Here is a 13,107-nt window from a genome sequence, read left to right as displayed (position 1 = left end):
ACCGCCCATCTGCGAAGCCCGGCCTGCTCTTGTAGCACCCTTGTGTCGCTCGACTCTTGCGCATGGGCGCATGCTGTCTGCCTCCCTTGGCCATGTCCGAAGACCTCGACAGATCTGCACATGACGCACGTCGCAACGAAGAGCACCTGGCGCTTTACCGACGACATTTGATTCGCCAATAAGCGACATTACTGTCCCCTCTTCAACAGGGCTGATAATAAATCAATTGACTTCAACAGCAAGGATTTGTCATGTCGTCGAGACGATTGTACTGGCGGTGGTAACTTTAAGCTGCTTCCCCTAATCCTCATCATTGGCAGTCAGGTACCTGACAGACGACAGATTACCCTTAGCTCATCTAATGCATATTGCGAAATCAAACTACGTTAATTCAGCAACAACCCATCATCTGACTCATCTTTGCAGAATGAGAAATCCCAACCGCACTTTGCACAAGCCCCACATACGCTGCGCAGATTCCTGGATATGCCCCGCAAACGTTTAGCAGATACTGCGCAGATGCCTCGACCACGCCTAGACACGCCCCAAGGACAAAAAGGCCAGGGAGTGTCAGCGACACCCCCTGGCCTTTCCAACAGCGATCATGAGCGACGCAACGTGGTCGGCTTTCCTGAACATGCCTTTCCGTCACTTCGGTGTCCGCTGTGGACACTCAGGGCGTCATCTCCAGCCCCGAGGTGTCCTGCGCCGGTTGGTGACTGCCATACAGCGCCAGATGCCCACTCAGCGCGGTATCGATGTGATAACTGGCCCCGTAACGGCGCGCGTTGCGGGCGAAGGCACGCCGCAATTCAGCGTCCCCCACCAGTCGTCCCAACGCCTCGGCGTAGCGCTCAGGCGTGTGCTGGTCGACCACCAGGCCGTTGCCGACCCGATGCACCACCTCGGCACAGCCGCCGACATCGGTGACCAGTACCGGCAGGCCACTGAGCGTCGCCTCCAGCAGCGAGATCGGCAGGCCTTCCCAGGCAGATGACATGACGAAAGCATCGGCGCTGGCCAGGAGTCCCGCCACATCCGGGATATTGCCCAGCAAGCTGACCTCATCAGTGAGCCCGAGCGCCTCGATCTGCGCCATCAGCTGTGCCTTGTGCGGCCCCTCACCGGCAATCCTGAGCGTGAACGCCAGGCCCTGCGCCTTGAGTCTGGCGCAGCTTTCCAGCATCAGGGGGTATTGCTTGGCATCGGTCAGACGTCCGATCGCTACCAGCTGCACCGGGGCCTGCTGATTCGCCTCGCGCCAGCCACTGGCCTTGAGACGCGCCCCGGAGACGGCGTTGTCGATCTGCACCACCGGACGCGCCGCAATCGGCGCCAGCTTGTCGGTGCAGGCGCGACAGATACCGACGTAGGCCGTCACGCGACGATCAAACAGCCGGAACATCCAGGCCGGCGCGCCCAGCTCGATGCTGTGCACCGTCATCATCACCGGCAACTGACGCGGCAATCCAAAGGCGAACATCAGCGCGTAATACAGGTGGCAGTGCACCACGTCCGGCGCGAAGCGCGTCACTTCCCTGCGCAGCCTCGTCGCGCCTCGCCACGGGCGGCGGCGTGTCTCGATACCCAGAAACGAGTAGCTGACATTGCCAGCACTCAGCTGGCTCAGAAAGCGATGCTCGTATTCGAGGTCACGGCCACATTCCGCGGCGGTTTCAAGAAAGGTGATATGCACACTGTGGCCAGCGGCCACCATCGCCAGACTCAGGTCCTTGACGTAGACCTCGGCGCCGCCAGAGGCGGGAGTCGAGATGACATGCATGATTCTCACGGCGATAGCCTCCTGCTGTCGTTCATGAAAAAAGTGAGGGCGGCTGCCCTCACTTGTCTGTCCACTAGCTGTCTTGCCTACCACCGTCATCCAGGCGGTCGCCATGCTGATCAGATCACCTTCAACAGCGCCGGGGCTTCCAGTCCCTCAAGCATCGTGCGCCAGCTGGCCTCGACGGTATTGCGCGAGAAGCGCTCCAGGCCGTAATCCACATTGGCGCGCAACCTGTCGAGCACCGCCTCATCCCCCAGCACTTCGTCAAGCTGTCGGGTCATGGCCTCCACGTCGCCCTGCGCGACCAGATAGCCATTGACGCCATGCTTGATGATCTCGCCCGGCCCGGCCGGACACGCGAAGCTGACACAGGGCACACCACAGCTCAGCGCCTCGACCAGCACCAGACCAAAGCCCTCGAAGCGCGACGAGAGCACGAACAGGTCCGCCGCGGCGTATTCGCGCCGGATGTCCCGGCATTGGCCCGGCATCTGCAGCTGATGGGTGATCTTCAGGCGCTCGGCCTGCGCCGCCAAAGCGTCACGCTGTGCGCCCTCGCCGACGATGCGCAAGACCCAGCCATCGCGGGTCGCCTCCGGCAACGCCGCCCAGGCCTCAAGCAGCAGATCGAAGCCCTTCTGCGGCTCGAGGCGGCCGACGGCCACCGCCACCTTGGGCGACTTGCCACCGCGTGACTCCGCCACTTGCTCAGCACAGCCGCCACGATTCTGAAGCGCTTGACGCTCGACGACGACATGCTCAAGCGGGTTGAGATTGGGCACCACACTGAGGCGCTCGCGCGCGGCCGGATGCAGACGCTCCCAGTACTGGCGATCTTCATGCGACAGCACCACGATGCGATCGGCACGATGCGCCGCCAGCCGCCGCGCCGTATCACGGCGGGCAACGCCGAGATCCGAGGTGGCGTTGAAGTGTTCCCAGCACAGGTAGCGCGTGCGGCGACAGAGCAGCGTCGGCAGCAGGAAGGGCAAAAAGCCGATGCTTTCGACCACCACCACTACATCCGGGCGCTTGCGCAGCACCACCCACAAAAGACGCAGGAACAGCCACAGGCCGCGCACGGCCCCAAGGTGTGAGCGCTCGGGATAGAGTGATTCGTGCACGATGTCGTCATGCAGCGGATAGGGGCTCTCCGCCGGGCCATATTCGCTGAGAATCTCGACCTGATAATCGCCACTGGCGGCCAGCATGTTGGCGGTATCGGCACAGGCACGCTCGGTGCCACCGGTACGTGATTGAGCACCGGTATAGAACAGGACATGCTTGCGAGTACTCATGAGGCGTATTGACTCCGACGAACAAGTTGCCGGGACAATGCCGGGCTCACTGCATAGCTCACCAACAGCGCCTGCTCCTTCAGCGAGAGCTGGCGCAGAGATGACCAGGACGCTTGTCGCACCTGGTCGAGCACAACCTTGCGCACCCGCGAATCATCCGCCGTCTTGTTGATCGCCTGGCGCATGATGAAGCTGACGCCGACGAACCGCAGGCCGCGGATTTCCAGCAGGGCCATGCCGTGCTTCGCGGCGAAATGCTCACGATAATGCTCCGCGAAGACCCGCCAGCTGCGGTGGAACTTGTCCAGCTCCTGGTTGCTGAACGGCTTGCGCGTCAGAGAGCCGTCATTGCGCTTGTCGAAGTAATACAGCACCTCGGGCAGATACAGTACGCGCTCTGCGCGTCCGAACAGATCCAGGTTGTAGAGACCATCCTGCGACACGGGCAGATCAGGAAAGCTCAGCGAACAGGCCAGATCGGCGCGGATCGCCTTGCCCCAAGGGGATGAAACGATGGTGTCATGCATGAAGTCACGGAAGGCCCGGTCCAGCGGGCGCTCCTCGGCCTGCTGGCAGAATGCCAGGCTGTCGTGATCGCCCTTGGGGCCCTGCAGGCAGTAGCGGAAGACCACCGCCTCGGGCGAGTCGAACGCCTCGATGCGCGCCTGCAGAATATCCAGCGCGCCGGGCGCGAAATGATCATCGGCGTCACAGAACAGCACATAGCGGCCGCTGACCAGGCTCAGACCATGATTGCGCGTGCCACCCGGCCCCATGTTGCGGGAGTTGCGGCGCAGGACCAGCCGCCCGTGGATGTCAGGCGCCTCTCCGGTTGGCGTGGGTACTGAGGATTGCTGCTCGATTTGCTGCTGCGCCTGCCGCTCAGCCCACAGGAATCCATCATCCGTCGAGCAATCATCAATGATGATGTGTTCATAGGATGCCTGGTTGTCACGCAAGCTGTTGATACAGCGCGCAAGACCATCCCCTGAATCATGATTTGGCGTCACGATGGAAAAGTAAGGCGACTTCCCTGTATAGCGTTCCATGCCCTGCCTTCTTTATTGTTCACTGTCATTGACCAGCACAGCCGACCAGCGCCCCTAAGCAGGGCACACACTGCACTGAAGAGTGGGTCAGTTCTCGCGACTGACTTGTATTCGCAATTTCCTGGATTCCAGTGCTCGAGTCCCGATCACCCGACAGGAGTTGATCCTGCACTGAAGATGAACAGGTAAGCGACGTGACCGTGAGGGGTGATCTCTCAAGGGATGACCACTCTGAAGAAAGGAAGTGGCAGGAAGTGGCAGCAAATGGCGACACTTCCTGCCCCACCGTTGACCACAGACTAATAATCCCCCCCAGCCCAAACAAGCTGCGCTGTCGTCAAAAGCCGAAATCATGAGCGTTTATGCGTCAATCCTCCGGTAACTCATGCCAGATACTGAGAATCAGTGACTACTGAAATACGCCCCGCCAACTGAGCCAATTGAGCCAGCACGACCAAGACCGTCATGCCCGCGGCCTTATGTGACGCACATCAACGTGAGCGTTTTACGCGAGTGTCATACTGCCAGAGCGCGATGCAGGCTATGATGGCAGGCATTGGTCGGCCTCCCCGTACGCGTACGGCGCCCCGCTCTCAAGCTCTCTTGCCTGCCAGCGCCAGGCGTCATGCATGACGGAGCCAACGCCGCCCTGCCCTTTCTGTTCTATCCCCCTTGCCCACGGAGACTTCATGGAGCCTTGGCAACTTGTCGCCATCATGATGAGCCTGGCACTCGCCAGCTATATCCAGACCCTGACCGGTTTCGCCTTCGGATTGATCGTGATGGGCCTGCTGGCGACCCTCGATGTGCTGCCCATCGAGAGTGCCGCCCTGCTGTGCGCCCTGCTCAGTCTGTTCAACAACTTCATGGCACTGCGCGGCCGCTGGCGCGAGATCGACCTCACACTGGCGAGGCGCCTGTTATTGACCAGTTTGCCCCTGCTGCCCGTCGGCTACTTTCTCGCCAGTTGGCTCGGTGAAGCACACACACCCTTGCTTGGCATGTTGCTGGGAATCGTCATCCTGATCGCCTGCGTGGCGCTACTGGCACAGCCCAGCCCACGTAGCACGCTGTCACCGCGTTGGCACTTTCATTTTGCAGGGGGACTATCGGGCTTGATGGGTGGGCTATTTGCTGCCAATGGCCCGCCCCTGGTCGTGATGCTCTATCGGCAACCGATGACGCTGGTCGCGATTCGTTGCACTCTGTTCGGTGTGTTTCTGATTGGCGGATTGATGCGCATGGGACTCGCCATTGTCTCCCCCGGGCGTGCAGGTGAGCACCTCAGCGAGCTATTGATGATTGGTGCGGCTGGCGTCTTCGTCGTGATCGGCTTCACCGAGCTGGCTCGCCGCTACCCCCCCCCTCTCAATGACAATCACCTTCGCCAGGTCGCCTACGCCATCCTTCTGATCGCCAGTGGCAACCTGATACTCAAGGGCTTGATCTGATGCATCGCAACCCGTCAGCACACGACACGACAGATTCAGCAGAAGATGAAGGCTTCATCGAGCTGGCCCCCGGCACACTGGAAGAGCTGAGCGAAGCAGGTAGAAAGCGGCGTCTGGCAATCGAGGCCGGGGATGTCAACGCAGGAGGCTCGCACTGGGTCACACTCTCAAGCGGTGATCGCTTCTGCTTGGCAAGCCCTCGTCCGGCTCCTGACGCAGAGACGCCTTGCAGGAAAACACCGGCGCCATGGTGGCGGCGACTACTGACACGCTGGCTGCCGTAACAAGCAACCGACACAAAAAAGGGACCGCCAACAGGCGGTCCCTTTTCTTTACATGCCACGTCATCTCATGGAGTGATTCCCCAGACGATCATTCCACCGTGACACTCTTGGCGAGGTTGCGAGGCTGGTCGACGTCAGTACCCTTGAGCACGGCCACGTGGTAAGAGAGCAGCTGCAGCGGCACCGCGTAGACGATCGGTGCGAGGAAGCGGCAGACGCCCGGCACGGTGACGACGTGAACGCCTTCGCCAGCCTTTAGGCTGACTTCCGGATCAGCGAACACGAACAGCTGGCCGCCACGCGCACGAACTTCCTGCAGGTTGGACTTAAGCTTCTCCATCAGGTCATCCATCGGTGCCACTGCCACCACCGGCATATCTTCGTCGATCAATGCCAGCGGGCCGTGCTTGAGCTCACCTGCCGCGTAGGCTTCGGCATGAATGTAGGAGATTTCCTTGAGCTTGAGCGCCCCTTCCATGGCGATGGGATACTGGCTGCCACGCCCGAGGAACAGGGTGTGGTGACGATGCATGAACTTCTCGGCCAGCTGCGCGATCTCCCCATCCAGCGCCAGGGATTGCTCGATCACGTGCGGCAGGTCCTTGAGGCGCATCAGCAGCTGACGGCTCAGCAGATCATCCGTCTGACCATCGCCCTTGGCCTGACGCAGCGCCAGGGTGGTCAACATCAAGGCCACCAGCTGGGTGGTGAAGGCCTTGGTGGAGGCGACCCCGATTTCCGGCCCGGCGTGAGTCAGCAATGACAGGTCGGATTCACGCACCAGCGAGCTGCCCGCCACGTTGCAGATGGCAAGGCTTGCCAGATAGTGACCGGCCTGCGGGCCTTCACGGTTGAGCTTCTGGATGTCGCGCAGCGCCGCCAGCGTGTCGGCGGTCTCGCCGGACTGGGACAGAGTCAGGAAGAGCGTCCCCGGTGCCGCGACGCGCTCGCGATAACGGAATTCCGAGGCCACCTCGACTTGCGCCGGAATGCCCGCAACCTCCTCCAGCCAGTAACGCGCCACCATGCCGGCGTGATAGCTGGTGCCACAGGCGATGATCTGTACCTGGCGCACATCGGCGAACAGCTGTGTCAGGCGCGCCACATCCACGCCCTGCTTGCCGCCCTCGTTGCCAGCGCTGGCGGCGAGGAAGGAATGACGCGAGACATCGAAGGCCTCCAGACGCACGCCCTGCGGGTCCAGTCGCTCCGCCAGCGTGCGCGACAGTACACGCGGCTGCTCCATGATCTCCTTCATCATGAAGTGGCGATATTCACCTTTGCCGGCAGCTTCGACGCTGTGTTCGTAACGCACCACTTCACGCGTGACCGGAGTCAGCTCATCGCGGTCGCCGGTACGTTCCAGCACCTGGATACCCGCCGGCGTGATGGCGACCATGTCGCCTTCATCGAGATAGATGAAGCGATCGGTCACCGGCAGCAGCGCCAGCGGATCGGAGGCGATGAAGTGCTCATCGATCCCCACGCCGACCACCAGCGGGCTGCCCTGACGGGCGCCGACCAGCAGTTCGGGGTTGCGCTGCTCCATCACCGCCAGCGCGAAGGCGCCATCGAGACGCGCGGTAACCGCATTGACGGCTTCCGGCAGTGCCAGACCGCTGCACAGTTCGCGATCGACCAGGTGCGCGACCACCTCGGTGTCGGTCTCGGAAGTGAAGACATAACCGGCGCCTTCCAGCTCGCCGCGCAGCGCTTCGTGGTTCTCGATGATGCCGTTATGCACGACAGCGACCCGCTCACTGGAGAGATGCGGGTGCGCATTGTGCTGGGCAGGACGCCCGTGGGTCGCCCAGCGGGTGTGCGCCACGCCGATGGCGCCGGACAACGGCGCCTCACGCAGCTCGTCTTCCAGCGCACGCACCTTGCCCACGGCACGCGCACGACGCAGTTCACCGGCAGGGTCGATGACCGCCACGCCGGCGGAGTCATACCCGCGGTATTCGAGGCGATGCAGCCCCTCGATCAGAATCTTGCTGATATCACGCTGAGCCAGACCGGCAACGATGCCACACATGAGAAATTCCTCTACTGCGTGCCACCCTCATGAAGGAGGATGGCACGACTGAATGGATGTCTTTCAGGGAGTGCGTACGCAGATCAGGTACGCGTGCTGAATCTTTCAGCGACGTTCAATGCCTGCTTGAGCCTTGATGGCTGAGCATTGATGCTTGAGCACTGACGTTTGAGCAATGACGCCTGGGCTGTGATGGCAGGCCGCAAGCTCAAGCTTGATTCAGCAGCAGGGTGTCACCGCGACCGACCGCGTAGTACATCAGGCCAGCGGCCTTCATGGCGGCGGGCTCGAACAGGTTGCGGCCATCGACCACCACCGGGAAGCCGAGCTGGGACTTCAGCCACTCGCCATCCAGGGTGCGGAATTCCTTCCACTCGGTGCACACCACCAGCGTATCGGCACCCTTGACCGCCTGCTGACGGTCCGCGACCAGCACCAGGTCGTCGCGCTCGCCGTAGATGCGGCGGCATTCCTTCATGGCTTCCGGGTCATAGGCCTGCACGGTGGCGCCAGCGGCCCACAGCGCTTCCATCAGCGTGCGGCTCGGCGCGTCGCGCATGTCATCGGTGTTGGGCTTGAAGGCCAGCCCCCAGACGGCGATGGTCTTGCCCTTGAGGTCGCCATCGAAGGCCCGCGACAGCTTGTCGAACAGCGTGACCTTCTGGCGCTTGTTGACCGACTCGACCGCGGTCAGCAGCTCGGCGTCATAGCCGATCTGGCTGGCAGTACGTGCCAGCGCCTGGACATCCTTCGGGAAGCAGGAGCCACCATAGCCACAACCGGGATAGATGAAGTGGTAGCCGATACGCGGGTCACTGCCGATGCCGCGACGCACTTCCTCGATGTCCGCGCCCAGGCGCTCGGCCAAGTTGGAGATCTCGTTCATGAAGCTGATCTTGGTGGCCAGCATGGCGTTGGCGGCGTACTTGGTCAGCTCGGCGGCGCGCACATCCATGAACATCAGCTTTTCATGGTTGCGGTTGTAGGGGGCGTAGCATTCGCGCATGCGCTCTCGCACCGCTTCGGAATCGGTACCGACCACGATACGCGCGCCACGCGTGAAGTCGTCCAGCGCCGCGCCTTCCTTGAGGAATTCCGGGTTGGAGCAGACATCGAAATCGACGCTTGCACCACGGTCCTTGAGTACGTCCTTGACCCGCGCCTTGACGCGGTCCGCCGTGCCCACCGGCACGGTGGACTTGTCGATGATGACCTTGTAGTCATTCATGTGTTCGCCGATGGTGGTGGCGACGGACAGCACGTACTTGAGGTCGGCGCTGCCGTCTTCATCCGGCGGCGTGCCCACGGCGATGAACTGCAGCACGCCATGCTCGACGGCTTCACGCGCGTCGGTGGTGAAGCTCAGGCGACCGGCTTCCACGTTGCGCAGCAACATGCCTTCCAGGCCCGGCTCATAGATGGGAATCTCGCCCTGCTTGAGACCCTCGATCTTGGCGGCGTCTACATCCATGCACACTACGTCGTGGCCGACGTCGGCCAGGCAGGTACCCGTGACCAGACCGACATAACCGCTTCCAAAAATCGTGATCTTCATTGATGTCATCCTTGCTGGCCTTGTCGCCAGATCGTGTCGTGATACTCAAAGTGAAACGAGGCAATGGCGGCTGAATCCTGTGCACATCTGACGGCCTTCCAGCGGCAATCGAGGCGGATTCCAGGGCATTACGCCGTAAAGTCCTTGTCCCTCTAGACTCCCTTGAGACTGCCTAGGATCTCTCTCAAGAGATATCTTCTAAGGCGGAATTCCCCGCCTTCATTGGCCGAAAAAGAAACGCCGACAATGTCCTGTGCATGAGGATTCATCCCCATTGAACCGCGATGTTTCGTGACAGCGGCGCGAGGTTACCCAACCCACGGGCCAGGAGGCTCGCAGGTGATTTCAGGTAGACTGCTGCAGGTAGCTCGCAGGGAAAAGACGCGCCGCTTGAGTCAGTGACGGGCAATCATCGCTGCCCGAAGTGTGGCTCTGTTATAAAGCAACTTCGTGAAAAGTCATCCTGTCTGGCGCAATATTATCCAAAACATGACCCTATATAACTTGTGACTTATCTTTCTGATTCTGCCTGTCGCAACTTCCCTGATATGCCGCTTGATCAATTGACTACCCGGGCGGCAATGGCCACCTCATGGGGGGCCATTCCTTCGCGCTAGAGCCGTCATCAAATCAGAGCCAACAGCCAATGAGAGCCATCAGCCAACAAGAGCCGTCAGCGGCACGGCAGCCATCAGCGAAAGTAATGCTTCGCGAAGGTCGCCAGGTGACCATGCTTCATGGCGACCGGCGCCTTGCGCAGGAAAAAGGCCAATGACAAGGGCGAGAAACGACTGCCGGTGGCGCGGGCAAACATGCGCCCCTTGGTGCGCGCCTTGGCTGGCGTGCTGTAGAAGTCGCTGCCGGAGGTGACCCCCGCATGGGCGACGATGCCCAGATTGGCACGCATCAGACGCGCGCCCTGACGACGCGCATCGCTCAGTACGATGAACTCCTCGCCGGAGGGCTGATCGGTGCCCAGGCCGAACTGCTCATCGAAGCGTGCATGGAACTGGCAGAGGTCCAGCGCCATGTCGACCGAGCGCACGCGCGCCAGTGACATCAGGCTGTGGGTCTTGAAGGACACCGGCGGCGCGGGCCGATCCGGGTCCCGCTCATGCAGCGGGAAGGCCTTGACGTGGGGGAAGCTGATCGCGGCCGCTTCGGTGCAGGTGAAGGCTTCCATCACCAGCGCGACGGCCTGGGGGTGCAGCTCGATGTCGTCATCCAGCACATAGGCGTAGCGCGTGGCACAGGCGGCCAGCGCCGTGTTGCGGCTCCTGGACAGTCCCCGCCCATCGATCGCCAGGTACTCGAAACGGCTATCGAAATTGGCCAGCGCGTACTCGCGGTATTGCTCGCGGCTCGCGGAGTCAGACAGCTGATGCACGATCAAAAAGCGCGCCCCGGGCAGCGCATCATGACGCGGCACGCGATAGAGGCCGTCATCCAGCGTCGAGATCAGGAAGGTCAGCTCCGGCACCTGGCGACGCGTACTGCCATCTACCTGGCGTGCTCCGACCAGCACGCGCGGGCGCGAGTCGTGAGTAGGCTGCGCACCAGTATCGGCGTGGCGGGAAGCCGCCGTGGACTCGGTGGAAGATGTCGCGGACGCCGCGACATCCTGTTCAACGATGTTTTGCATAACCGTTCACCGCGTAATGGACAAAATTGCGACTGGCGCTGATCACATCCATCCCCAGCACCTCACGATACAGACGCCACTGATAGGCGGCGGCCTTGAACTTGTTGGACGACACGCTGCTCTCGCGACGCGTGTAGCGCGCCAGCGGTTCCGGCATGCCCTGCGCCGGGCCCAGCTGACCGATGATGATCAGCCACAGCGCCAGGTCCTGACGCTTGCGGATCGTCGGCATGTAGAAACGCCCATAACGACCGGCATCATAGATGGCAGTCAGGCAGCCGATGGAGTTGGAGCGCAGCATGTCATCGCGCGTCAGGCGCTCGGGCGGCGCGAAGTACGAGACATGCTCGCCCTGCTCATCGACCATCTCGTAGCCGGTGTAGGAAAGCCCGGCGCCGGTGTCCTGCATGAAGGCGATCTGACGTTCGATCTTCTCGGGCAGCCAGGCATCGTCGGCGTCCAGAAAGGCGATGTAGCGACCCTTGGCCTCGGCGATGGCACGGTTGCGTGCCCGGCCCGGGCCGCCGTTGGTGTCGGTTTCCAGCACGCGGATCTCGACGCCAGCGGTCTCCAGCGCCGCGAAGTCGTCACGCAGACGACTGGCGGCACCATCCGGCGAGGCATCGTCGCTGATCAGGATCTCGCGTACCGGCTCGCTCTGGGCCAGTACCGAGTCGACGGCAGCGTGCAGGCGGCGGTCATAGCCGTAGTTGGGCATGATGACGGAGACATCAGCCATGGGCCTTCTCCTCAAGCGGCTGTCGCTGAACGCGACGCGAATGTGTGTCTGGGCGCGACTGCGCGGACGAGCCCTGGCGCGTCTGCTCGGTCGTCGCCGCATCGCCGGGCGTCGGCGGCGCGAGACGCGAGATCAGACGCTGATATTGCGGCAACACCGCGTGCGCGCTGTAGCGGTCAAAGCTCTGCCAGGCACCATTCGAGAGGCGCAGCAGAAGCTCATCATCGAACTCGAGACGCGCAAGCTCGTGGGCCAGCTCAGTGATGATGGCGGCGTCCTCGCTGCCATCCGATTCCGCGCTGAGCACCCCGTCGCGGCCATGTTCGATCAGCGCCAGCGGGCCGGAACGCACCGGACGCGACAGGCACGGCAGCCCCTCACGCTTGGCCTCGATCACGTTCATCGGCAGGCATTCGCGCTCCGAGGTCAGCAGCAGCAGGCGTGCACGCCGCAGCTCATGCGAGACATCCCTGAGCGCGCCGGTGAACAGCACCTGCGTGCCGGCAGGCACCGTGCTGTCGTTGGCACCCTGGAAGACGCGCAGGCCAAGCTCGTTGCACAGCGCCAGCAGACGTTCACGCTCAGGGCCGTCACCGACCACCACCAGGCGACCGCGACGGTACCCGGAATTCGCGAAGGCACGAATCGCCAGATCGAGGCGCTTGATCGGCGCCAGACGCCCGACCATCACCACATCGACCTGATGCTCGCAGCCGCTGCGTGCTTCGTCTGCCCGCTGGTCATCCAGATAATTGGGAATCACCGTCGGCGTGAGGCCACGGCGACGCCAGCATTCGGCATCGACCTCATTGAGCACCTGCAGTACGTCGAGATGGCGATAGGCCAGTTGCTTGACGATGCGCTTGGCACGGCGGTCGTGGTGATAGGCGCTGTGCTCCTGGGCGATGATGCGCGTGCGTGGACGCGGACGCCCCTCGCCATCGACACCACCGGTACCGCGTGCCGCCAGCTGCGCCGCCAGATGGAAGGCGAAATAGCCGCTGATCATCACCTCGATCCGCTCCTCCAGCATCAGGCGACGCAGGTGCGTCACCCAATGGCGGAAGTTCTGGCGCGTGCCGGTGGCCGGCAGTCCCAGGGTGCGATATTCGACACCCTCCATACGTCCCCAGTAGGGCTCGCCTTCGCGCACCGAGACCAGCGTGACCCGGTGGCTGGCGCTCAGGTCCCGCGCCAGACCATGCATCACCTTCTCGACGCCACCACAGGCGCTGATGTCCTGAATCAACAGAGCGACATGTGCCATA

Annotated in this window: 9 protein-coding genes; 1 reads left to right on the top strand and 8 read right to left on the bottom strand. The window is 62.2% G+C overall.

Annotated elements, in window-relative coordinates:
• Positions 1–673: 673 nt before the first annotated feature.
• The 3 genes from QQF40_RS12645 to QQF40_RS12635 form a co-directional block, all read right to left on the bottom strand.
• On the bottom strand, positions 674–1,783 hold the full coding sequence (locus tag QQF40_RS12645) for a glycosyltransferase family 4 protein (protein WP_285461582.1): 1,110 nt from the start codon (positions 1,781–1,783) through the stop codon (positions 674–676).
• A gap of 119 nt (positions 1,784–1,902) precedes the next feature.
• Positions 1,903–3,084, bottom strand: a complete 1,182-nt coding sequence (locus tag QQF40_RS12640; RefSeq protein WP_175089488.1) for a glycosyltransferase family 4 protein — start codon at positions 3,082–3,084, stop codon at positions 1,903–1,905.
• Complete coding sequence (locus QQF40_RS12635) at positions 3,081–4,133, bottom strand: glycosyltransferase family 2 protein (protein ID WP_285461535.1); 1,053 nt, start codon at positions 4,131–4,133, stop codon at positions 3,081–3,083. The genes QQF40_RS12640 and QQF40_RS12635 overlap by 4 nt, the downstream gene beginning before the upstream one ends.
• Positions 4,134–4,822: 689 nt before the next feature.
• Here QQF40_RS12635 and QQF40_RS12630 point away from each other — a divergent pair.
• Positions 4,823–5,584, top strand: a complete 762-nt coding sequence (locus tag QQF40_RS12630; protein WP_285461534.1) for a TSUP family transporter — start codon at positions 4,823–4,825, stop codon at positions 5,582–5,584.
• A gap of 372 nt (positions 5,585–5,956) precedes the next feature.
• Here QQF40_RS12630 and glmS read toward each other — a convergent pair whose 3' ends face one another.
• From glmS to QQF40_RS12605, 5 genes are all read right to left on the bottom strand, one after another.
• A complete protein-coding gene (gene glmS, locus QQF40_RS12625) occupies positions 5,957–7,903 on the bottom strand; it encodes a glutamine--fructose-6-phosphate transaminase (isomerizing) (RefSeq protein WP_176677433.1) in 1,947 nt (648 codons plus the stop codon).
• A gap of 208 nt (positions 7,904–8,111) precedes the next feature.
• Positions 8,112–9,458, bottom strand: a complete 1,347-nt coding sequence (locus QQF40_RS12620; protein ID WP_285461533.1) for a UDP-glucose dehydrogenase family protein — start codon at positions 9,456–9,458, stop codon at positions 8,112–8,114.
• A 691-nt stretch (positions 9,459–10,149) separates the two neighbouring features.
• On the bottom strand, positions 10,150–11,100 hold the full coding sequence (locus QQF40_RS12615; protein ID WP_175089478.1) for a glycosyltransferase family A protein: 951 nt from the start codon (positions 11,098–11,100) through the stop codon (positions 10,150–10,152).
• On the bottom strand, positions 11,084–11,839 hold the full coding sequence (locus QQF40_RS12610) for a glycosyltransferase family 2 protein (RefSeq protein WP_175089476.1): 756 nt from the start codon (positions 11,837–11,839) through the stop codon (positions 11,084–11,086). Before QQF40_RS12610 ends, QQF40_RS12615 begins: the two co-directional genes overlap by 17 nt.
• On the bottom strand, positions 11,832–13,106 hold the full coding sequence (locus QQF40_RS12605) for a glycosyltransferase (protein WP_175089474.1): 1,275 nt from the start codon (positions 13,104–13,106) through the stop codon (positions 11,832–11,834). Before QQF40_RS12605 ends, QQF40_RS12610 begins: the two co-directional genes overlap by 8 nt.
• Position 13,107: the final 1 nt, after the last annotated feature.

Origin of the sequence: Cobetia sp. LC6 (assembly GCF_030264805.1) — a bacterium.
GTDB lineage: Bacteria > Pseudomonadota > Gammaproteobacteria > Pseudomonadales > Halomonadaceae > Cobetia.
This window is presented reverse-complemented; position numbering and strand designations above follow the sequence as displayed.